At 64.9% G+C, this 22,224-nt stretch carries 22 protein-coding genes; 7 read left to right on the top strand and 15 right to left on the bottom strand.

Annotated features, from left to right (window positions below):
* Positions 1-86: 86 nt before the first annotated feature.
* Positions 87-2,387 (bottom strand): NADP-dependent malic enzyme, encoded by a 2,301-nt coding sequence (locus HWX76_RS24035; protein ID WP_176016442.1) that lies wholly within the window; start codon positions 2,385-2,387, stop codon positions 87-89.
* A 134-nt stretch (positions 2,388-2,521) separates the two neighbouring features.
* Here HWX76_RS24035 and HWX76_RS24030 point away from each other — a divergent pair, with 134 nt between their 5' ends.
* The gene (locus HWX76_RS24030) at positions 2,522-3,493 is read left to right on the top strand and encodes a LysR substrate-binding domain-containing protein (protein ID WP_124638380.1); all 972 of its coding nucleotides are present in this window, start codon (positions 2,522-2,524) and stop codon (positions 3,491-3,493) included.
* Between the two features lie 5 nt (positions 3,494-3,498).
* Here HWX76_RS24030 and HWX76_RS24025 read toward each other — a convergent pair whose 3' ends face one another.
* The 3 genes from HWX76_RS24025 to HWX76_RS24015 form a co-directional block, all read right to left on the bottom strand.
* Entirely contained in the window at positions 3,499-4,176 is a 678-nt protein-coding gene (locus tag HWX76_RS24025) for a hypothetical protein (protein ID WP_176016441.1), read from the bottom strand.
* Positions 4,176-4,550 carry a VOC family protein gene (locus HWX76_RS24020; protein WP_176016440.1) on the bottom strand — a complete coding sequence of 125 codons (375 nt, stop codon included), beginning with the start codon at positions 4,548-4,550 and terminating at the stop codon, positions 4,176-4,178. The genes HWX76_RS24025 and HWX76_RS24020 overlap by 1 nt, the downstream gene beginning before the upstream one ends.
* A 178-nt stretch (positions 4,551-4,728) precedes the next feature.
* Positions 4,729-5,421 (bottom strand): glutathione S-transferase, encoded by a 693-nt coding sequence (locus HWX76_RS24015; RefSeq protein WP_176016439.1) that lies wholly within the window; start codon positions 5,419-5,421, stop codon positions 4,729-4,731.
* A gap of 146 nt (positions 5,422-5,567) precedes the next feature.
* Between HWX76_RS24015 and HWX76_RS24010 the strand changes: the two genes are divergently transcribed.
* A complete protein-coding gene (locus HWX76_RS24010; protein WP_176016438.1) occupies positions 5,568-6,143 on the top strand; it encodes a TetR/AcrR family transcriptional regulator in 576 nt (191 codons plus the stop codon).
* A gap of 119 nt (positions 6,144-6,262) precedes the next feature.
* On the opposite strand, the gene HWX76_RS24005 is transcribed toward HWX76_RS24010, so the two are convergent.
* From HWX76_RS24005 to HWX76_RS23990, 4 genes are all read right to left on the bottom strand, one after another.
* Entirely contained in the window at positions 6,263-6,769 is a 507-nt protein-coding gene (locus HWX76_RS24005; RefSeq protein ID WP_050017270.1) for a GNAT family N-acetyltransferase, read from the bottom strand.
* Between the two features lie 105 nt (positions 6,770-6,874).
* The gene (locus tag HWX76_RS24000; protein WP_124594193.1) at positions 6,875-7,309 is read right to left on the bottom strand and encodes a lysozyme inhibitor LprI family protein; all 435 of its coding nucleotides are present in this window, start codon (positions 7,307-7,309) and stop codon (positions 6,875-6,877) included.
* A gap of 94 nt (positions 7,310-7,403) precedes the next feature.
* Positions 7,404-7,973 carry a YdeI/OmpD-associated family protein gene (locus HWX76_RS23995; protein WP_089489003.1) on the bottom strand — a complete coding sequence of 190 codons (570 nt, stop codon included), beginning with the start codon at positions 7,971-7,973 and terminating at the stop codon, positions 7,404-7,406.
* 96 nt (positions 7,974-8,069) lie between these two features.
* A complete protein-coding gene (locus HWX76_RS23990) occupies positions 8,070-9,197 on the bottom strand; it encodes an aminotransferase class V-fold PLP-dependent enzyme (RefSeq protein ID WP_089489002.1) in 1,128 nt (375 codons plus the stop codon).
* A gap of 277 nt (positions 9,198-9,474) precedes the next feature.
* On the opposite strand from HWX76_RS23990, the gene HWX76_RS23985 reads away from it, so the two are divergent.
* Complete coding sequence (locus HWX76_RS23985) at positions 9,475-10,656, top strand: serine hydrolase domain-containing protein (protein WP_176016437.1); 1,182 nt, start codon at positions 9,475-9,477, stop codon at positions 10,654-10,656.
* Positions 10,657-10,756: 100 nt separating this feature from the next.
* On the opposite strand, the gene HWX76_RS23980 is transcribed toward HWX76_RS23985, so the two are convergent.
* The 4 genes from HWX76_RS23980 to HWX76_RS23965 all read right to left on the bottom strand — a co-directional run bounded on the left by HWX76_RS23980 (position 10,757) and on the right by HWX76_RS23965 (position 15,520).
* On the bottom strand, positions 10,757-11,929 hold the full coding sequence (locus HWX76_RS23980; RefSeq protein ID WP_176016436.1) for an FAD-binding oxidoreductase: 1,173 nt from the start codon (positions 11,927-11,929) through the stop codon (positions 10,757-10,759).
* A 153-nt stretch (positions 11,930-12,082) separates the two neighbouring features.
* Positions 12,083-13,234 carry a branched-chain amino acid ABC transporter substrate-binding protein gene (locus tag HWX76_RS23975; protein WP_176016435.1) on the bottom strand — a complete coding sequence of 384 codons (1,152 nt, stop codon included), beginning with the start codon at positions 13,232-13,234 and terminating at the stop codon, positions 12,083-12,085.
* A gap of 414 nt (positions 13,235-13,648) precedes the next feature.
* Complete coding sequence (locus HWX76_RS23970; protein ID WP_050017276.1) at positions 13,649-13,840, bottom strand: CsbD family protein; 192 nt, start codon at positions 13,838-13,840, stop codon at positions 13,649-13,651.
* Between the two features lie 141 nt (positions 13,841-13,981).
* On the bottom strand, positions 13,982-15,520 hold the full coding sequence (locus tag HWX76_RS23965) for a helix-turn-helix transcriptional regulator (RefSeq protein WP_050017277.1): 1,539 nt from the start codon (positions 15,518-15,520) through the stop codon (positions 13,982-13,984).
* Positions 15,521-15,912: 392 nt separating this feature from the next.
* Here HWX76_RS23965 and HWX76_RS23960 point away from each other — a divergent pair, with 392 nt between their 5' ends.
* The 3 genes from HWX76_RS23960 (at position 15,913) to HWX76_RS23950 (ending at position 16,756) form a co-directional block, all read left to right on the top strand.
* Complete coding sequence (locus HWX76_RS23960) at positions 15,913-16,077, top strand: hypothetical protein (protein WP_162838130.1); 165 nt, start codon at positions 15,913-15,915, stop codon at positions 16,075-16,077.
* 74 nt (positions 16,078-16,151) lie between these two features.
* Entirely contained in the window at positions 16,152-16,502 is a 351-nt protein-coding gene (locus HWX76_RS23955; protein WP_050017278.1) for a BON domain-containing protein, read from the top strand.
* A 56-nt stretch (positions 16,503-16,558) separates the two neighbouring features.
* On the top strand, positions 16,559-16,756 hold the full coding sequence (locus HWX76_RS23950) for a CsbD family protein (protein WP_050017279.1): 198 nt from the start codon (positions 16,559-16,561) through the stop codon (positions 16,754-16,756).
* A 239-nt stretch (positions 16,757-16,995) separates the two neighbouring features.
* Here the strand turns inward: HWX76_RS23950 and HWX76_RS23945 are convergent, their stop codons facing one another.
* Positions 16,996-18,024 (bottom strand): DUF1338 domain-containing protein, encoded by a 1,029-nt coding sequence (locus HWX76_RS23945; RefSeq protein WP_050017280.1) that lies wholly within the window; start codon positions 18,022-18,024, stop codon positions 16,996-16,998.
* 224 nt (positions 18,025-18,248) lie between these two features.
* Between HWX76_RS23945 and HWX76_RS23940 the strand changes: the two genes are divergently transcribed.
* Complete coding sequence (locus HWX76_RS23940) at positions 18,249-19,205, top strand: LysR family transcriptional regulator (RefSeq protein ID WP_050017281.1); 957 nt, start codon at positions 18,249-18,251, stop codon at positions 19,203-19,205.
* 19 nt (positions 19,206-19,224) lie between these two features.
* Here the strand turns inward: HWX76_RS23940 and HWX76_RS23935 are convergent, their stop codons facing one another.
* Entirely contained in the window at positions 19,225-19,686 is a 462-nt protein-coding gene (locus tag HWX76_RS23935) for a hypothetical protein (protein ID WP_176016434.1), read from the bottom strand.
* Between the two features lie 87 nt (positions 19,687-19,773).
* Positions 19,774-21,903 carry a TonB-dependent siderophore receptor gene (locus HWX76_RS23930; RefSeq protein ID WP_176016433.1) on the bottom strand — a complete coding sequence of 710 codons (2,130 nt, stop codon included), beginning with the start codon at positions 21,901-21,903 and terminating at the stop codon, positions 19,774-19,776.
* Positions 21,904-22,224: the final 321 nt, after the last annotated feature.

Genomic DNA, 22,224 nt, shown 5'->3' with positions numbered 1-22,224 from the left:
AAGCCTATTGTGGCGGAGATAAAAGGCGTTTCGCATTGCGTTAGTGGCGGGCCGGCGATGACCGCCCCACCACTAACGTCATTCCATCACGCGGAAGCGCCCCGATTAGCCTCGATCACCGTCAACGCAGCCATATTCACGATCCGCCGCACGGTAGCGCTCGAAGTAAGGATATTCACGGGAGCATTAACGCCCAACAGGAACGGCCCCACCGCCACATTACTCCCCGCCTCGGTCTTGAGCAGGTTGTACGCGATATTCCCCGCATCCACATTCGGACAAACCAGCAAATTCGCCGCCCCCTTCAACGGCGACATCGGCAGCAGCTTTGCCCGCAGCCCTTCATCGAGCGCGCAGTCGCCATGCATCTCGCCGTCCGCTTCGATATCCGGCGCCTGTTCCCGCACGATCTCCAGCGCCCGGCGCATCTTCACGCCCGAAGCCGCACTCCCCGACCCAAAGTTCGACCGCGACAACAGCGCGACCTTCGGCGTCAGGTTCAGCCATTCCATCTGCCGCGCCGCCGCGATCGTGAATTCCGCGATCTGCTCCGCATCGGGGTTGTCGTTCACGTGCGTATCCACCAACGCGACCGTTCGCTGATCGAGCAACAGGATGTTCATTGCCGCGTAGGTCGACGCACCCGGTTTCTTGCCGATCACTTCGTCCACAAACCGCAGGTGATTGTGATACTCGCCCACCGTCCCGCAGATCATCCCGTCCGCGTCGCCGAGCTGCACCATCATCGCGCCGATCAGCGTCAGGCGACGGCGCATTTCCACGCGCGCCATTTCCTTCGAAATACCGTCGCGGCAGCGCAGCTCCCAATACTTCGTCCAGTACTGCGGGAAACGCTCGTCATATTCGGGATTGGTCACTTCGACATCCTGACCGAGTCGCAGGCGCAGGCCGAATCGCTCGATGCGCGCGAGCAGCACCTCCGGACGCCCGACCAGAATCGGCCGCGCAAGCTTCTCGTCGACGATCACCTGCACCGCACGCAGCACCCGCTCGTCCTCGCCTTCGGTGAACACGATCCGCGCCTTGCCGCCGTCACGCACGAGCTGGCGCGCGGTCGCGAACAGCGGCTTCATGAACGCGCCCGAGTGATAGACGAATTGCTGCAACTGCTCGACGTACGCGTCGAGATTCGCGAGCGGACGCGTCGCCACGCCGCCGTCCATCGCCGCCTTCGCGACGGCCGGCGCGATCCGTACGATCAGGCGCGGGTCGAACGGCTTCGGAATCAGGTATTGCGGGCCGAACGACACGTCGTACGCGCCATAGGCCGCCGCGACGACTTCGTTCTGCTCTTCCTCGGCGAGCCCGGCGATTGCGTGCACCGCGGCAATTTCCATCTCGCGCGTGATCGTCGTCGCGCCCACGTCCAGCGCGCCGCGGAAAATGTACGGGAAGCACAGCACGTTGTTGACCTGGTTCGGATAATCCGAGCGGCCCGTCGCGATCACGACATCGTCGCGGGTCTCATGCGCCAGTTCCGGGAAGATTTCCGGCGTCGGGTTGGCCAGCGCGAGAATCAGCGGACGCGCCGCCATCTGCTTGAGCATCTCCGCCGTGAGGATGCCGCCGACCGACAGCCCCAGGAACACATCCGCGCCGCCGATCACTTCGGCGAGCTTGCGCGCCTCGGTTTCCTGCGCGAAGCGCGACTTGGCCGGGTCCATCAGCGTGGTACGGCCGCGATAGACGACGCCCTCGATGTCGGTCACCCACACGTTTTCCACCGGCAGCCCGAGGTCGACCAGCAGGTCCAGACACGCCAGCGCGGCCGCACCGGCGCCGGACGTCACGACCTTCACTTCCTTGATGGATTTCCCGACGACCTTCAGCCCGTTGATGAACGCGGCGGACACCGTAATGGCCGTGCCATGCTGATCGTCGTGAAAGACGGGAATCTTCATGCGTTCGCGCAGCTTCTGCTCGACGGTGAAGCATTCCGGCGCCTTGATGTCCTCGAGATTGATGCCGCCGAACGTCGGTTCGAGGCCGGCGATGATGTCGACCAGCTTGTCCGGATCGGTCTCGTTGATCTCGATGTCGAACACGTCGATCCCGGCGAACTTCTTGAACAGGACGGCCTTGCCTTCCATCACCGGCTTCGACGCGAGCGGGCCGATGTTGCCGAGGCCGAGCACCGCGGTGCCGTTGGTGATCACGCCGACCAGATTGCCGCGGCTCGTGAAGCGGTGGGCCTGCAGCGGATCGGCGGCGATCGACTCGCACACGCTCGCCACGCCGGGCGTATAGGCCAGCGCCAGATCGCGCTGCGTCACCAGCGGCTTGCTCGCCACGACCGAGATTTTCCCGGGGGTCGGAAACTCGTGATAGTCGAACGCGGCCTGCTGCTGTGTCTCTGTCTGTTTCATGTTGTGGTCCCGGCGTGGGCGCCAAGCCAGTCCCGGCGCGATCCATGAAGGTGATTCTAGGGATCTGCCATAACGTGACGATTTTGTTTTAGTATCGGTCCATCACTTTTTCATGATGAATACGTGACTAGTCAATGAATTTTGACGCAAACGACGTGGTCAGGCGGCTGGGCGCGCGTCTGAAGATTCGGCATCTGGTGTTGTTGCTGCAGATCCAGCAGCACGGATCGCTGACGCGCGTCGCCGAGCACATGGCGAGCAGCCAGCCGGCCGTGACGAATGCGCTGTCCGAGCTGGAGAGCATGTTCGGCACGCCGCTGTTCGAACGCTCGTCGCGCGGCATGCGGCCCACCGCGCTCGGCGCGGTCGTGCTCGAACGGGCGAAGGCGATGATCAAGGATCTCGACCACCTCGCCCGCGAGATGGAGACCGTCGCCGCCGGGCATGCGGCCCATCTGCACATCGGCGTGATTCCGTTCATCTCCGGCCAGATGCTGTCGGCCGCGCTGAAGCGGCTGCAAGCGCGCATGGAGCGGCGCCTGACCGTGACGATTCACGAAGGCACCAGCGATCAGTTGCTGCTGCAACTCCGCGATCACAGCGTCGACATCGTGATCGGGCGCGCGTCGTCGGCGATCGATCTCGGGCAGGTTTCGTTCGAAGTGCTGTACCAGCAGCAGCCGCGCATGATCGCGAGCCGGCGGCTGGCGGCCAAGCTCGCCCGCACGCCGCTGGACTGGCACAAGCTGCACGCGCTCGACTGGATTCTCGGCGCGCCGCATACGCCGATGCGCGAACAGGTGACCGACCTGTTCCTGTCGGCCGGCATCGCGCCGCCCGTGCCGATCGTCGAAAGCTACTCGTCGAAGCTGATCGGCGAAATGATCGCGTCGAGCGACGAGGCCGTGTCGATCGTGCCGGCCGATATCGCGGAGGAACTGGTGCGGATCGCCGGCGTGGCGATCGTGCCTTATTCGCTGGTGTGGACGTTGCCGCCGATCGCGCTGTTCACGCGCTCCGCCGATTCGCAATCGCCCGCGCGCGATCTGCTCGTCGACGCGCTACGCGCGGTATGCAAGGAGACGTACGGGGACGCGCAGCGATAGCCGTGTTACTTGCCCGCTGCAAGGCGACGCAGGATTTCCGCACGCTCGGCGGCCAGCACGTGGTCCGAGCCCTCGCCTCTGTCGTAGCGTTTGCTCGTGCGGTAGGAAAAGCGCTTCGCGTATTGATTGGCGGCGGGATCGAACATCCACGCATCGACGTCGAAGAAGTGCTGACCGAAATGATCCTCGTCCTTGCCCCACACGTAATCGGCTCGGACGAACAGCGGATACGGCGACACCTCCGGCAAGTTCCACATCGCGCGGTCGGCCATTTCCGTTTCGGTGACGATCGGCATCAGGTTCTCGATCTTGCCAGTCGCGCCGACCCGCAGCACGGCCACGCGCTCCAGCATCCCGCTGCCGCCACCCGAGAACATCCCCGAGAAGAATACCCACGAGCCGCCCGATGCAATCGGCAACCGCTCGGACCGTGGATTCAGGCCGAACTGGTACAGCTCCTTCGAGGAATGAGGAAGCGGCGCCGGCGGCATCTCGAAGCACGGCGCACGGTCGGGCAGCACGCAGAGCTTCACGCCGGAAAGCGGAAGCCCGTCGCCATCGAGCTTGCCTTCCGTCTGAGTGAAGCGCGGGAATGCCGTTTCGCGGGGCGCTGCTTGAACGCAGGCGATGCCGACGAGCGCCATGCTTGCGATCGCCGCGAGCGTTTTACCGATCCAGCGCATCACCCCTCCGCCCGATGACACACCGCCTCGATATTGTGTCCATCCGGCCCGATGACGAACGCCGCGTAGTAGTTCGCGTGATAATGCGGCCGCAGCCCGGGCGCGCCATTGTCTTTCCCGCCGGCCGCCAGCGCCGCGCGATGGAATGCATCGACTTGCTGCCGCGTGTCGGCCGCGAACGCGATGTGGAGAGGCGCCGGCTTCTCGTCGGTCGGGAACAGACACAGCGAAGACTTGCTGGGCAGACCGATCTCGATCCCGTACGACGGGTCGCTTTCCCCGACAATTTCGGCGCCCAGCGGTTCGAGTGCCTTCAGGAAAAACGCCTTGCTGGCGGCGTAGTCGCTGACGCCGAATTTGACGTGGTCAAACATGAGTTCCCTCCCGGATGAATGGGCGTGCACGCTCGTGTGCGGGACGGTCAGATGGTTCGGTCCCGACGAATCGGACAGATGATACGGGAATGGCGATGGTCGATGCCGATCTACGATCGCGCAACGCGCCGGTATTCTATGCGCCCTCGCGCACGCCGAAGCAGTCGTCTGCGGCGACTCAGGTCACGGTAGCAAACACCGGCTGGTTCCTGACGCTCTCACGCGCCAACATTCTCGCGTACCAGGCTCGAAGCGCTTCGCACTCCTCAGGCACCGGCAGCTTCACGAGCATCGCAAAGATCAAACCGCCGATGACGGTGATGTCGGCCATCGAGAACGTCTCGCCCGCGACGTACGGTTGCCTTTGCAGAACCGCATCGAAGTAGCGCATGCCCCTCAACGCCTTGTCGCGTTGACGGAATCCCCACTCCGGATTTTGATACGTCTCCACGTCGGGCCCCAGCCCCGGCGTGCCGTGATGGAAATAGACGCTGATCGCGTCGAGCAGTTCCAGCTCGGCGCGCTTGCTCATCATGTGGATGATGCCCTTTTCGCGTGGCTTGCTGCCGGTGAGCACGGGTACGCCATCGAGCGTGTCGAGGTACTCCGTAATGGCCGTGCACTCGGCAATGCAGGTGCCATCATCGAGTTCAAGCACCGGCAACGTACCCGAATAATTCTTGCCGGCGATGAACTCGGGCTTTTTATGCTCGCCCTTGTAAAGATCGACCATCACGAACTGGACGCGCGATTGCAGCCGCTTTTCGGCCAGTGCAATGCGCACGCGTGTCGGATAGGGCCCTGTCGGGAAATCGTGGATCTTCATCATGGGCAGTTGGGCTGTGTCGAAATCGACATTGCTGGAAGTCATTGCAGGGGCGCTCCGTAGTCGGTTGCAGGGGATCGGACGACGCGAAAACACGTCGCCCCACGAATCTACCTAACGTTTGTTAGATTAACCATATAAGGTAGAATCCGGGGTGTCAACACCCTTTCCTGTGCGCGGAGACTGAAGCAGTGACGAACGACGCGAGCTCGAACTCGAGAGAAAGAATTCTGGCAGCCGCCACGAGGCTCGCGCAGACGCACGGCTACGGCGGCTTGAATTACCGGGATCTTGCCAACGAGGTGGGCATCAAGGCCGCGAGCATCTACCACCACTTCGACAGCAAGGCCGATCTCGGCGCCGCGGTGGCGAGGCGTTATTGGGAGGATTCCGCGGCGGCGCTGGACGACATGCTGGCCGGATCGCGCGATCCGCTGGACTGCCTGCGTCGCTATCCCGATACCTTCCGCAAGGCGCTCGCGACCGGCAACCGCCTGTGCCTGTGCAGCTTCATGGCGGCCGAAACCGACGATCTGCCGGAAGTCGTGATGAAAGAAGTGCTGGCCTTCGCCGACGTGAACGTGGCGTGGCTCAGCAAGGTGCTGTCCGCAGCGGCGGTGGTCAGCGCTCGGGAGAGCAAACAGCGGGCGCGGGCAATCTTCGCCGCCATCGCCGGCGCTCAGCTCATCGCGCGGAGTCGCGCCGATCTCTCGCTCTATGACGCGCTGATCGACAATTATCGTAAAGCGGGGCTTTTGCCGGCGTAGCAGGGTAACGGTGACGCGGCTTCGGATGATGTCGAACGTTCGCGAATGCATGATGTTCGATCGTGTGACCCCGACTGACGTGGATTCCGTCGCCGATGTTTGCTGCCGGACCGCCGCGATCAGCAGCAGGCCGAATTGACAGGCTTTTCGTAAAGAGACCAGACAATACCGTCCGTTTTCAATCCAACGCGGACAAAGCCCAGGGACTCGTAGTAAGCGCAGAGCGTCATGTTTTCGGCGCCGCAGTCGAGTCGAAGCAAACGCCGATTCAAGCGACTCACCTCGTGAGCGCACCAGTCGAGCATGAAGCTGCCGAGCCCGAGCCCGTTGAAACCCTGCCGCACACAGAGGCCGTGCACGTAGCCCGCAATCGGCGCTTGAGGCCCCCAGTGCCTGTCGTCGTCGAAGTCGAGCGAAAACGTTCCGACCAGCGTGCCATCCTGTTCGACGACGTACACGGCCTTCTCGGCGACGTGGTTTCGTACCCACCGTTCGGAGAAGCCGTCGCCTTCCTTGCCCCATACGTGGTCGCCGTGCGCGACCTTCTTGGCATGTGCATCGTTCCGGATCTGTGTCAGCACCGGGACATCGTCTGCCGTCGCTCTGCGGACGCTTTTCGACACCATCGTTCGTTTCCCCGTTATATCCGAGCTACCATCCCGGCGCACCACGTAACCAACCTGACGCTAGCCGCGCGCACGGCACCCATGCTGTCTTTATCCAGCGCTGCGCTAACCGTGGCTCACTTGCTTGAGCCACGCGTTCAATTGACGCGTACGATCGCGTGTTCTGTCGATTTCGCAAGTCAGTAGATCAAGATTACGATCCGCGCCTGCCTCGTTTATCAGATACCAAGCGGAACATTCGTCATCGAGAAAACGGATCCATTGCCGCTGAGCCGCGACAAATTTCACCTTGAGTGCAGGGTAGTCGACGTACTCGTCACGCGGCCGAGACAGCGACTTCAAAACCTTTTGGTAAGTGCGGTTCAATTCGTCGTCTGCTTGCTGAAATTCATCTTGACTACGCTGCAGCAAGCACTCGGGAGCTACGCTATCCGGTGCGCAGCTCTGCGCTTGCGCAGCGGTGAACCACGACAATGTCAGCGCCATGGCGGCGCCCAGCGCCGCGCGACGAAGGCTGAACGCCGATGCGCGGATATGCATTCTTGCTCCTATTCCCGTTTTCCCATTCATATGGCGATCGGAACAATTCACGCGCCGATCGCGTTCGACAAAATCTCCGTCGGAAACCCACGCTCTACGGATGAAAAGTCTCGCCCCGCTTCAGCATGTCGATGAATTCCGCGATTTTCCGTGCTCGTGTTTCCGGCTTCTTGGCATTCTGTATCCGAAACAGGATCGCATAGCGATTACGGCTGTTCAGCGTTGCGAAAAACTTCCCGGCTTTCGGATGGGCATCCAACGCCGCCTGCAAGTCGTCCGGCACGATCGAGTTGCCGGCCGACGCATAGGCAGCCTCCCAACGGCCGTCCTTCCTCGCCTTCTCGATTTCGCCCATGCCGGCTGGGCGCATCCTGCCTGCGGCGATCAACGCTTCGGCCTTGTCCTTGTTGAGTTTGGACCAGATGCTTTTCGCCGAGCGCGGGGTAAAGCGTTGCAACCAGTATTGCTCGCTCTCGGCCCTCTTTTGGCCGTCGATCCAACCATGACAAAGGGCACTCTCCAACGCCTCTTGGTAGGTGACGGTTTGCTGCCCCGCGCCTTTTTTCGCGAGCCGCAGCCATGCTCCGGTCGACGTGCCGCCGTTCTGCCCCAACCAGCTTTCCCATTCGGCTTGACTGGCAAACGTCAGAGCGCCTTCGGTCATGTCACGATCCTGAATGGTTGCGTTTTCAACGACTCGAAAGCCGCCGCTCCACCAACGAGCGGCGGCCACCGGAGCCGCCGATTCCGCAACACCGCCTCAAAGAATCCGGTTCAACGCATCGGCAAAGCGCTTCACCGCGCCATCGACATCATGCAGCTTGTCGAGCCCGAACAACCCGAGCCGGAACGTCTTGAAATCCTCCGGCTCGTCGCATTGCAACGGCACACCCGCCGCGATCTGCAAACCGACATCGGCAAACTTCTTCCCAGTGCGAATACCGTCATCGTCGGTGTAGCTCACGACGACACCCGGCGCCTCGAACCCTTTCGCGGCCACGCTCCTGAACCCCTTCTCCGTCAGCAGCGCGCGAATGCGCTCGCCAAGTTCGAGTTGTTCCGCCTTCACCTTGTCGAAACCGTACGCGTCGGTTTCCTTCATCACGTCGCGCAGCGTCGTGAGGCTGTCCGTGGGCATCGTCGCGTGATACGCGAACCCGCCGTCCTCGTACGCTTCCATGATCTGCAGCCACTTGCGCAGATCGCACGCGAAGCTGGTGCTGGTCGTCGAATCGATGCGCTCGCGCGCGAGCGGGCTCAACATGACCATCGCGCAACACGGCGACGCGCTCCATCCCTTCTGCGGCGCGCTGATCAGGATATCGACGCCGCTCGCCTGCATGTCGACCCACACGGTACCCGACGCGATGCAATCCAGCACGAACATCCCGCCGACCGCATGCACGGCATCGGCCACCGCGCGCAGGTACGCATCGGGCAGCATGATCCCGGACGCGGTTTCGACGTGCGGCGCGAACACGAGATCGGGTTTGTTGGCGTGGATCGCAGCGACCACTTCGTCGATCGGCGCCGGCGCATAGGCGGCCTGCCTGCCCGCTTCGACCGGGCGCGCCTTCAGCACCGTGGTCTCTGACGGAATGCTGCCCATGTCGAAAATCTGCGACCAGCGGAAGCTGAACCAGCCGTTGCGGATCACGAGGCACTTCTTGTTCGTCGCGAACTGTCGCGCCACGGCTTCCATGCCGAACGTCCCGCTGCCCGGCACGATCGCGACCGACTTCGCGTTGTAGACTTTCTTCAGCGTGGCGGAGATGTCGCGCATGACGCCCTGGAAGCGTTGCGACATATGGTTGACCGAGCGATCGGTGTATACCACCGAATATTCGAGGAGCCCCTCGCGGTCAACATCGGGAAGTAAACCTGGCATGCGCGCCTCCGGTGAAAGATGAACGATGGAATCAGGACAAGCAGCGTCTTCGATTCGATACTGCTCTGCACCATGCAAATACGTCATTTCCTCGACGAAAGCCGATTCTAGCGAACGCCGCCGGCCGATTGGCGCATATTTTTGCCCGCTCCCGGGCTCGGTATGCGCCGACGCCGGTCCGTGCCGCGCACATCGCCCTGTTCCGTGTAAGGGTTAACGACGCGCACGGCAACAGCCGCCTAACATGTCGACCAGCCCCCTCACGACGGAATTCACGATGACCTCCTCTCCCGCATCGTCACTGCAGTCGTCAACCGATCCCGCGCTCGCCGAGCGCATCGACGCGGTCCTGTCCCGCCAGCTCGATACGCAGCGCCTCGTCGGCGCGGTCGTCCTCGTCGCTCGCGACGGCGAACTCGTCTATCGCCGCGCGGCCGGGCTCGCGGACCGCGAATCGCGTACGCCGATGCGCGAGGACACGCAGTTCCGGCTCGCGTCGGTCACGAAGCCGATCGTCTCGGCGGCCGCGATGGCGCTCGTCGCGCAACGCAAGCTGTCGCTCGACGCAGACGTCACGCGCTGGCTGCCGGAATTCCGTCCGGCGCTGCCCGATGGCCGCGTGCCGACGATCACGGTGCGCCAGTTGCTCGTGCATACCGCCGGCCTTGACTATCGCTTCAACGAAACCGACGCGAACGGTCCCTATGCGCGTGCGGGCGTGTCCGACGGGCTCGACGGCGCATCGATCACGCTCGCCGAAAACCTGCGCCGGATCGCGAGCGTGCCGCTGCTGTTCGCGCCTGGCACCAACTGGAACTATTCGCTGTCGATCGACGTCATCGGCGCGCTGATCGAGGCTGTGTGCGGCGTGCCGCTCGCCGACGCGATCGATGCGCTCGTGCTGCGCCCGCTCGGCGCACGCGACACGGGCTTCGTCGCACGCGATCCCGCGCGGCTCGCCACGCCGTACGTCAACGACACGCCGCAGCCGCACCGGCTCGCGGAAAACGAGACGGTGCCCATCGAGGAGGGCTTCGTCGGCGTCACGTACTCGCCGTCGCGCGCGCTGAATGCACAGGCGTTCCCGTCGGGCGGCGCCGGAATGGTCGGCACCGCCGGCGACGTGCTGACGGTGCTGGACACGCTGCGCGCGGGCGGCGGCGCGATCCTGCCGGCCGAACTGGTCGACGAGATGGGACGCGTGCAGACCGGCGATTTCGAATTGCCGGACCTGCCGGGCGCGGGCTTCGGGATCGGCTTCTCGGTGCTGCGCGACCCGCAGGCGGCCGCGTCGCCGGAATCCGTCGGCACGTGGCGCTGGGGCGGCGTCTACGGTCATTCGTGGTTCGTCGATCGCGCGCGCGGACTCACCGTCGTGTCGCTGACGAACACGCTCTACGAAGGGATGAACGGGCAGTACACGCTCGATCTGCGCGATGCCGTCTACGGCGTCGGCTAACGCGTGCACACGAAAAAAGGCCCGACAGCGTCGGGCCAACGGGTTTGAGACACAAGGAGAATCCCGCCCACCCCATACCGGGCGGTTACGCCGCACTACACTACACGACGTTCTTTTCGACGATCGGCCGGTTTTCGAGCACACGCGCCCAGCCGAGCGACGACAGGTCGAGCGTGTCGTAACGCCCGCCCAGAATGAGTTCACTGACGCCACGCCCCGTCGCCGGCCCTTGCTGCAAGCCGTGGCCGCTGTAGCCGTTCGCGAACACGACGTTGTCGAGCTCGGGGTGGTAGCCGATGATCGCGTTGTGATCGAACACGTTGTACTCGTAGTAACCGGACCAGCAATTCTCGACGCGCAGCGCCTCGAATTCCGGCACGCGGTGCGCGAGCGTCGGCCAGATCACGTCGTCGAACAGCGCGTGGTCGACTTCGTCGAGCGGCAGGTCGTCCGGGTCGCGATCGGGGCTCGGCGACGTCCCGCAGATATACGTACGCCCTTCGGGCCGGAAATACACGCCGATCGGATCGATCAGCAGCGGGCAATCGGCGAGCTTCGCCGGCGACGATACGTTGAAGATGCTGCGCCGTCGCGCATACACCGGAATATCGATGCCCATCATCGACGACAGCGTGCGCGTCCAGGCACCGGCCGCGTTGACGAGCGTGTCGCACGCGTAGCGCTCGCCGTCGCCCGTCACGACATGCGTGATTCTGCGGCCGTCGCGCACCACGTCCTTCACGTCGGCCGGCACGTAGCGCGCGCCGAGCGCCTGCGCCTTCTTGCGCAGCGCCTGCACGAGCCCGTAGCCGTCGAACCAGCCTTCACCGCTCACGCCATACGCGCCCGACACGAGATCGTCGACGTTCAGCCACGGAAACTTCGCACGCAGCGCATCGCGATCCATCAGCCGGATATCGGCGCCGAGGCGCGTCTGCAGCGCATGGTTCTCGCGCAGCGTCGCGTCGCCGGCCGGCGTCGCGAGAAACAGGTAGCCGCCTTCGTGCAGATCGATCGACGGCCGATTGCCGTCCACTTCGAGCCGTTCGCCGATCGTGCGCAGGAAGTCGATGCCGAACAGCGACATCTCGATCGACAGCGGCGTCGAGAACTGCTGGCGAATCGACGCGGCAGACAATGCCGACGACGATTTGGCATAGGTGGGGTCGCGTTCGATGACGGTCACGGCGACCGTGGGATCGGTGGCGCGCAGGAAATAAGCGATCGAGCTGCCGATCACACCACCGCCGACGATGACGACTTGAGAACTCACGACTGACTCCGGTTGCACGTAAAAGGCTCAGGGCCTGTGGGTGATTCATGCCGCGTCGCACGCGGCGTCGCGCGGGCAGGCTTCGTGGACGATCGCTGCGGCTATTTCAGCACGTCCTGCATCGCCGCGAAAGCCCGCCCGCGCGGGTTGCCTTCAGTCCGCCGATTTGGTCGTGACGGGCTGCCACGCGGCGTTCTTCACTTCGTACAGCGTCGAGCTCGGGTTCTTCAGGTCGCCCGTGCTCGTGAACGCGATCGTGCCGGTGATGCCGTCGTAGCGCGTGCCCTTGAGCGCGCCATTGAAATCGGCCGGCTTCGTCGAGTTCGCCTTCTGCATCGCGTTGATCGCGATCCACGTCGCGTCGTACGCGAACGGCGCATACGCGAGCATGTCGACGCCGTACTTCTGCTTGAATTTCGTCTCGAACAGCTTGCCTTTCGCGAGACGCGACAGCGGCTGCCCGTACTCCCACACCGATGCGCCTTCGGCCGCATTGCCGGCGAGCTTGATGAAGTTCGCATTCATCACGCCGCCGCCCGCGAGGAACTGCGCGCGGATGCCGAGCTGGCGCATGCGCTTCACGAGCATCGCGGCCTGCGCGTCGAGGCCGCCGAAGAACACGAGATCGGCGTTGGCGCTCTTGATCTTCGTGAGCTGCGCGCTGAAGTCGACGGCCTTGTCGTTCGTGAACTCGCGCGCGACGATCGCGCCGCCGTTCGCCTTCACGGCCTTCTCGAATTCGTCGGCTTCGCCCTGGCCGAACGCGGTGCGATCGTCGATGATCGCGATGCGTTTCGCCTTCGTCACGCTCGCGGCATACGTCCCGGCATTGCCGGCATTCTGCGTGTCGGTCGCGATCACGCGGTACACGCTATCGAGCCCGGCGCGCGTGATGTCGGGATTGGTCGCCGACGGCGTGATCATCGGAATGCCGGCCTTCGCGTAGATCTTCGACGCGGGCAGCGTCGTGCCCGAATTGAAGTGGCCGATCACGACGGCCACCTGCGCGTCGGCGAGCTGCTGCGCGGCCTGCACGCCGGTGCGCGGATCGCTCTGGTCGTCCTGCGACGCGATCACGAACTTCACCGGCTTGCCGCCGACGGTCGTGTGCGCGGCATTCGCTTCGTCCACCGCCATCCGCACGCCGTTCTCGATGTCCTTGCCGTAAGCGGCGCCGCCGCCCGTCAGCGGGCCGGCCACGCCGACCTTGACGATCGTCTCCTGCGCATGGGCCGCGTCCGTCTGAAACGCGAGAAGCACGGCGGTCAGGGCGACGCCGGAAAGCGAACGAATGCGGAACGTCATGGCAGTCCTTCTTGTGAGAGTCGGGATGCAACGCGCGATCGGCGCGCGTCGGCAACCTCCTGCGCGCCGATGATGTCTTGCGCTGCCGACGCGCAATGCGCGCGACCGGTGCGCCGATCACCGCGATTCCGTCTCCGAAGAACCTTTCATCGCGAAAGAGGTGAATGGATTGTGGGTAGCCAATACCCGTGCAGCAAACGAAATATCGGAACTACGTTGTGAGGATTTGTCATCAAGTTCCGGATTCATGGCCGATCCGCGGCCCGTACGACGGCGGGCCGTGGAGGGAGGTGTTCCGAGGGGAAATGGCGGTCGCTTCGCCGGGTAAAGGCCGGCGCGGTCATGCCGGCAACGCATCATCGTGGCGACGCCGTCCGGCCTTCGCGACGCCGACAGCCGGCGCCGCATCATCGGTCAGTGCCGGTCGGTGCCCGTGTGGTGGCGCACCGCATCGGCCGCCTCGCCGGCCTTCTCCTGAAGTTTGCCGGCCTGCTGTTCGGCGACGCCTTCCGCTTCGGTCTCGCGGTCGCCCGTCACCTTGCCCAGTGCTTCCTTGACCGAACCCTTGACCTGCTTGAGCTTGCCTTCGATGCGATTCCTGTCCATGGTCTTCTCCTGCGATGGTTGAGGAAAGCCGGCAATGCAGCGGCCTGCGCGGCACCGCCGAGCGGACAGGATCGCAAGCGGGCGCCGCGCGCGGCAGATGCGGATGCACCAGTGCGCATGGTGCATTCGCACCGAACGCCGTCAGTCCTTGTCCTTCGCGCCTCCCTTGTCGCCACGCGCGCCGTTCGTTTCGGCCGCGGCCGCGCCGACGATCCCGCGCTCGCGCGCCCAGACGATCGCCTCGGCGCGGCTGTGCACGTCGAGCTTCGCGTAGATCGTCGCGACGTGATTGCGCACGGTGTTCGGCGCCAGCCCGAGACGACCGGCGATCTCCTTGTCGGCGAGACCATGGCACAGCAGGTCGAACACGTCGCGCTCGCGCGCGGTCAGGTCGGACAACTGCGCGCCCGCATCCGGCGCATTCGCGCGTCGCACGTTCGCGAGTTTCTCGATCAGCGTGCGGCTGAACCACGACGCATCCTGCATCGCGGTCTCGATCGCATAGACGAGCTCCATCTCGGTGCGCTTGCGATCGCTGATGTCGAGCAGCGCGACGAGCAGGCAGTCGCGCCCGTGAATCGCGACGGGGTCGGCCGACACGACGCAATCGCGGACGTCGCCGTCGCGCGTGCGGATCTGCACGTCCGCGTTGCGCACGTTGCCGTCGCGCACGAGCCGGCCTTCGATGCGCGGCCATACGCCGCGTTCGGCCCACAGCCCGATCTCGTCCGCGGATTTGCCGAGCAGGTCGGGCTGCGCGTGGCCCGTCATCGCGGCAAACGCGTCGTTCACGTCGAGCAGCTCGAAACCGTCAGCCGTGACGATCGCCATCGCGACCGGCGCCATCCGGAAGGCGGTCGCGAAGCGTTCCTCGCTTTGCATCAGCGCGCGCTCGGCCTGCTTGCGCGGCTCGAGATCCATGAACGTGAACAGCATGCACGCCTCGCCGTTCATGTCGATCGGCTGCCCGGCGACGACCACCGCCTTGGTGCTGCCGTCGGCCAGTTTCAGCACGGCTTCCATCTGCGGGATCGTCGCGCCTTCGCCGAGCCGCTCGATCGCCAGCTCGCGCCGCTCGGCCTGTTCGAGCACGTCGACCTCGTATACCGAGCGGCCGAGCACGTCGTCGCGTGCGTGGCCCGTCATGTCGAGGAAGCCCTGGTTGACCTTAACGTAGCGCAGGTCGTCGAGCCGGCAGATCACGGCCGGCGCCGGATTCGCGTTGAAAGTGCGCTCGAAGCGCTCCTCGGCACTCGCCCATTCGGTCGCGTCGTGCAGCACGAGCGCGAGGCAGTCGGGTGCGCCGGCCGCGTTCGTCAGCACGAGGCTGCGGATGCGGTGAACCCAGCTCACCGACTCGTCGGCGGCCGATTCGACCTCGACCGTCACGTCGCTGAACTCCTCGCCGGCGATCACGCGATCCATCGGATAGTGGCCGTCGCGCACCGGATGGTTGTTCCGGTAGCGCAGCCGGAACCGCTCGCGGTATTCGGTGACGTTCGCGCCGAGCGCCTTGAGCTCGGTCACGCCATGCATCGCGAGCGCGGCCTCGTTCGCCCAGACGATCCGCTGGTCGGGCTCGATCAGGATCACGCCCTCGGTGAGTCCCGCGATGATCTGGTGCAGCTGGCGCCGGTCGGTATGCGACTTGAGCACCTGTTCGTCTACTGGTTCGTTCATCGATTCGTTGTCCCTGTCGTCAAACATGAGCGTCAACAGTGCGGCCGGGCGCCCGTTGCAGCGTCACGCGCCGGCCGGCGGGTGCGGCGATGATCACGTGCGGCGCAACGGCGCGACAGGCGCGGATGCACTATCTCGAATAGTACATTCGCACGCCGCCCGCGTTTCATGCGGCGCCCCGCCCAATGGCGCAGCGCAGCCCGCGCGCCCGTCACGCAGCATTGCCCAGGTCATGGTGCACGTCGCGTGCCCGCCCGTCCGTTCCGTCCCCAGTGCAAACGCACTAGCCGATCAGGTGAATTTGCGCGATGTCCGCTCGCGTTCGCGTCGGTACGCTGGTACTGCATCGGCGCTCAGGCGCCGCCCTTTCATACCGCAGAGGAGGACACCGGATGAAATTGCAACAGACACCCGATCCGACGCGGCCCGAGCCGGCCCCGGATCACCCGCCCGAACCGGCGCCCGGCACCGATCCGCCGGTGCCGCTGCCGCCCGACGTGCCGCGCCCGGACATGCCGCCGCGCGAGCCCGGCTACGACACGCCGATCGCCCGCTAACGCGCCGAAGTGCACGGGAACGATCCGTGCTCCCGCAGCAACTGATTCAACCCGCCAATCGAAGGAGAACATCAATGAACAAGACCTCGCACCTTTCGACGCTGCTCGCCGTCAGCGCGGCTTTCCTGCTTTCCGCTGCCCCGCTCACGAACGCGCACGCCCAAGCCTCGTCGACCGACAGCGGCATGGCGACCGAATCGAACCAGCCTGTCACCGACACGTGGATCACGACCAAGGTGAAGGGTGAGCTCGCCACCACCAAGGGCGTGGAAAGCACCGACGTCAGCGTGAAGACGGTCGACGGCGTCGTCACGCTCACGGGCGTGCTGCCGACCAAGACCGCCGTGAAGAAGGCCGTCGCCGTGACGCGCGCGGTCAAGGGCGTGAAGCACGTCGACGCATCCGGCCTGAAGGCGAAGGGCTGAGCTACCACGCGGCGGCCGACCGCCGCACTTTTCTCCCCGTACACAAGGAGCACACCATGAACGAAGACAAGATCAAGGGCCAGTGGAAACAGCTCACCGGCAAGCTGAAGGCCAAGTGGGGCAAGCTGACCGACGACGATCTCCAGGTCGCGGAAGGCAATCGCGATTATCTGGCCGGGAAGATCCAGGAGCGTTACGGGATCGCCCGCGACGAAGCCGAGAGGCAGTTGAAGGAATTCGACCGCGAGCTGTAACGCGCCAGTCGTCTCACCCCGCCGCGACGCATGCCGCGTCGCGGCCACGCGGAGGACAACGACATGGGCAAATATCTGATCGCATGGCTGCTCGGTGTACCGATCGGGCTGCTGGTGCTGTTTTATCTGGTCACGCACCTCTTCTGATGCACGTGACGCCCCGTCGACGAAAACGGGCCGACGGCTGACACCAGCCGCCGGCCCGTCTGCTTTTGCATGCTGTATGCGATGCGTCGCGCTTACTTCGCCGCGTTTGCCGTCATCTTGAAGATGCCTTGCGCGTTGCCCGCGTCGAAGCGCAGGTCGGTCACCCAGCGACGCGCCGCCTGGTCGAACGTGCGCTTGCGCGTGATGAACTCGTAGAACGATCCCGGCACGTTGCGCTTGACCGTGCCGCCGTCGCGGGTACGGAACTCGCGCTCGACCGTATCCGCGCGATAGGCCGTCTGGAACACGCGGCCCGAGCGCGAGCGTTCGACTTCCGGCTTCATCGGCCGGCCCTTCGCCTTCTCGTCGTCGGACAGCTTGAACACGTCGGCGACGCGGTCGGTCGCGTGATTGAACGCATTGCCCTCGGTCGCGATCCACGCCATTTCCGCCGATTCCATCAGCAACGTCTCGTAGTCGAGTTCGTTCGGCACGTCGTGCTGACGCGCGAACGCGCCGACGATCTCCGGCAGCAGCGCATGCGCAGCTTCCAGCGACAGCCAGCCTTCGCGCTCGACTTCCCACAGCAGCGCGACGGCCGCCGGCGACAGCGGATCGCGCGACGAGCCGACGACGTTCGTCACCGCCTGCTGGAATTCCTTCGAGAAGCGCTCCGGATGCAGTTCGCTGACGAAGAACTGTGCGATTTCGTCCGGCGCGTCCTCATGCGCATACGCGCGGCCGGTCATGCCGAGCTTGTCGAGCGGGTAACGGCCGTTCAGGCGAAAGCCGAGCGGCCGCAGGATGCGCGTGAACGCGGCCTCGCCCGGCGGCAGCGCGCCCGTGTGCGGCCAGCGCACCGTGCGCAACGCGCCGTGGTCGAAATAGACCGAGCCGCCGCTTTCGACCGCGTCGGCCGTGTACGCGCGGCCGTTCGCCGAACGCTCGAGCAGCCCTTCGAACAGCGCCATGTTCATCGCCTGCGCGATTTCCGCGCGCGTCACGACGCCGTCTTCCCATTCCTCGAGGATGGCCGGCATGTTCAGGGTGGAGAACAGGGCGTCGGTCTTCGCCTGTCCCAGCAGCTTCGTCAGCAGGCTGTCGATATTCGGATTGCGCATCGGGATTCTCGTGTCGGGGACCGCCGGCAAACGTGCCGGCAACTCGTCGGCCGGCCGCCCCACGAGCGCCTGACCTTGCGTGGGGAGCATTATTCAAAGGGTTGCAGCCGGGCGTAAAGCGAGATTAAATTGATATGTGATGAGTTTTTGGAATTATTGGCCGCTCCCGGCTCCGCCCGCCGGCCCGCACCGGGCAGGTGCGTTCGTCAGACGAATCGAACATCATGCGTAAATTCAAGATTCCCAACATGGGCGCGCTGGTGGCGTTCGAAGCCGCCGCCCGCCACGAGAGCTTCACGCACGCGGCCAAGGAGCTGTTCCTGACCGAAAGCGCGGTGTCGCGGCAGATCGCGACGCTGGAGGCGAGCCTCGGCGTGCGGCTGTTCGCGCGCGTGAAGCAGCGCGTCGTGCTGACGCGCGCCGGCAAGCTGTACGGCACGCAGGTGCGGCGCGCGCTGGAAGCGCTCGACCGCGACACGCTGTCGATCATCGCTCACGGCAGCGGCGGCGGTTACCTGGAACTCGCGGTGCTGCCGACCTTCGCGTCGCACTGGCTGATTCCGCGCATCAAGAGCTTCTACGACCGCACGCCGGACGTGCGCGTGAACATGGGCAGCCGCACCGACCTGTTCTCGTTCGAGGACACGCACTTCGAAGCCGCGATCCACTACGGCAAGCCGACCTGGCCCGGCACGTCGTCCGACTACCTGTTCGGCGAGGAAGTCGTGCCGATCTGCGCGCCCGCGCTGCTGAACGGGCCGGTCGAGCGTGTCGAGGATCTGCTCGCGTATCCGCTGCTGCACTCGACGACGCGCCCCGGCGCGTGGGCGCAGTGGTTCGAGACGCACGGCGTCGAGGACATCCGCACGATGCAGGGCGTGCGCTACGAACTGCATACGATGCTGATCAGCGCGGCCGCGGCCGGGCTCGGCGTCGCGCTCGTGCCGAAGTTCTTCGTCGAGGAACAGTTGCAGCAGCTCGGCCTCGTCGTGCCGTGCGATGCGGCAACCGTCGGCGATTCGGCGTACTACCTCGTGTATCCGACCGAGTTCAGCCACAGCAAGCCGCTGGAATCGTTCCGCGGCTGGCTGCTCGAACAGGCGAGCGCGTATGCGGCGCCGGAGCGCGATGCGCACGACGCCGATGCGGAAGATGAGGAAGACGACGAGGACGTCGAGTAACGGCGGCGTCGCACCGGCGTCATCGCGCGGCGGCTGCGCATGCGTGTCGCGACGGCACGTCGGCCGCCACGATCTTCACCAGCCGCGCACGATCGGGCGTTTCCAGCCCGGGACACGCCGTCTCCAGATCGCGGATCACGAGCGTCGCACGCCCGTCGAACCGGCATACGCCGCGGGGTTGCACGGCCGGTAGCCGTAGCCCGCGTCTCGCCTCGTGCTGGTTCGTGAAAACGATCACGCCCGCGCGTTGCGAGCGGGCGGGCAAGCGTCGCGCCGATGCGTCGTCCTCTTCGAACCACACGTCCGACCCGATCGATTCGTCGCCGTAGTCGAGCGCGTAACGCCCCGACAGCGTGATCGTCCGGTCGATCTGCATCGCATGGCAAGCCGGCTCGGCATCCGCCGGGATCGTCTGCGCCCCGGCCGCGAGCGGGCCGCACGCCAGCAACGATAAAAACAGCGCGCGGGCGCGGCCGGTCATGCTCGATACATCAATCGCGGGGCGGATCATGGGCAGCGAAGTGCGGATCATCGTGACGAAGACCCGCATTGTCGCGCACCGCGTGCGTTACATGTGCCACTTCACCGTGGCGGTCAGCGTGCGCGGATCGCCGGGCATGTTGTACAGGTCCGCGTTGCCGTGCGCGGAGATGAAGTAGCGGCGATTGAACAGGTTGTCGAGCGTGAGCGTCACGTCGACCTTCTTGCTGCGATAGCCTGCGCCCAGGTTGAACACCGTGAACGACGGCAGCGTGACGAGATCGCTCGCCGACGTATAGCGCGCCGACTGGAACTGCATGCCGGCCGCCGCATAGAAGCCGTACGGCAACTCGCGCTTGAGCCACAGGTTCGCGCTGTGGCGCGGCATCAGCCCCGGCGTGTTGCTCGACACCGCGAGGCCGGCCGCCGTCGATTGCGCGGAACCGTCCACCGTGCCGTTCAGGTACGCGTAACCCGCATACACCGACCACTTCGGCGCGATCTCGCCGGTGAAGCCGAGCTCCATCCCACGCACGTGCTGCGTGCCGATCGGCAGCGCGTAGCCGGGATTCGCCGGATCGCCGATCTGCTGGTTGGTCTGGCGCATGTCGAACAGCGCGACGCTGGCCGTCGCCTTGCCGCCGAGGTCGAAGCGCGAGCCGACTTCATACGCGGTGGTCTTCTGTGGCGCGAGCGCGGCGCCGTTCGAGAACGCGCCGGAGCTGATCAGCGTGTCGGCCAGCGGCGAGAACGACTGGCTGAACGACCCGTACAGCGTGAGCCAGTCGAGCGGTTCGTAGATCAGCCCGACGCGCGGGCTCCACGCATGATCGGTACGGTCGAGATTGACGTTCGACGACGTGTAGTCGTGGCGGATCTGGTTCAGGTAGTCGAAGCGCAGGCCCGCGAGCACCTTCCAGTGTTCGGTCAGCGAGATCAGGTCCTGCGCGTAGACGCCCGCGAGCCCGACGACGGTCGACGCGTTCGTCTTCGCACGCGCGCCGGTCGGCACGCCGGGCAGGACGACCGGCTGCGGATTGAAGAGATCGTAGGTCGCGACCTTCGTCACGCTGTAGATCGTGTCGAACTTCTGCTGCTGTGACAGCTCCAGCCCGTACAGCAGCTCGTGGCGCATGCCGAACAGCGACGTCTTCTGCGTGAGTTCGAACAGCCCGTCGATGCCGTGATCGGTACGCTGGCGCGTCGACTGGTCGAGCGTGACGACCGGGTGCGCGGCAGTCTTGATCGGCTCGTAGTTCACGTAGTTCTTCCGCTCGAGCGAGAAGTCGTACGCGCGGATCGCGCCGTGGAACGACAGCGAATCGTTGAAGCGGTGATCGAGCGACACCGTCGCGCTTTTCGCGGAGACGTCGTTGTACGAACTGTTCACCCCGTCGGCCGACCCGTAGTACGTGTTGATCGGCACGTCGACCGGCCGGCCGCGATACGCGGGCACTCCCTGGTCGGACGTGCGGCGGTCGTGCAGGTAGTCGAATTCGACGTTCAGCACCGTGTCGCGGTCGAGCTTGAACTGCGCGGACGGCGCGATCGCCTGCCGGTTGAGCTGGAACTGGTCGCGGAAGCTGTTCGAATTCTCGGCCGCGCCGGTCATGCGGAAGTGCGCCGCGTCGTTCGGGTTCCACCCGAGGTCGAATTCGCCGCGCCGCTCGCCGCGCGTGCCGAGCGTCACGCCCACGTCGTTCACCGGGTTCGCCTGCGGCCGCTTCAGCACGCGATTCACGATGCCGCCCGCCGAGCCACGCCCGTACAGCACGGCCGCCGGCCCCTTCAGCACCTCCACGCGATCGACGTTCGACAGGTCGCGGTAGTACAGCGCATCGTCGCGAATGCCGTCGACGTACTGATCCGTGATGCTGTTGAAGCCGCGGATCGTGATCTGGTCGCGCTGGCCGTCGCCGACCGAGAAGCCGACGCCCGGCACGTTGCGCAACGCGTCCTGCAGCGAAGTCGCGTTCTGATCCTCGATCACCGCGTGCGGCACGACGTTCACGGTCTGCGGCACGTCCATCAGCGACATGTCGGTCTTGGTCGCCGCGCGCGAATGGCCGCCGTCGTACGACGCATGCTCGGCGGCCGCGTTGACGGAAATCGCGGGCAGGGTCGCCGCGGCGTCGGCCGCCTGCGCAAACGAAGTGCGGGCGCCGGCCAGCGACGTGGCGATCAGAAGCGCATGGCACGCGCTCGTGTTGAGTTTCATCGTGAACGTGGAAGGGGGTGAAGAAAACGGCGAACGGCCGGCGCGTATCGCTGCCGGCCGGCGCAACCGGCACGAAAAAAGCCGTGACGCCCCGTCACGGCCCGTAATGCGGCGAAATAATAAACGAGAATGATTCGTGTTTTTAATTAATTTTCATCGTGTCGCCTGCCCGCAACGTGAACGCTTATCGCGTCCCGCATTCCTGACGAATGCCTTTCTATTCAGGCCATTTGGCGGCCCGAATCGCAATGAAAAAGAAAGCATTGGATCAGTCGCCTCATGCGGCAACGATCGGTAAAAGGCGAGATTCGGGAGGGCGAC

The sequence above is a fragment of the Burkholderia sp. BCC0398 genome (genome assembly GCF_902833245.1).
GTDB classification, from domain to species: Bacteria; Pseudomonadota; Gammaproteobacteria; order Burkholderiales; family Burkholderiaceae; genus Burkholderia; species Burkholderia sola.
Note: the sequence above shows the minus strand (reverse complement) of the source record. Positions and strands in the feature narration are given on the sequence as shown.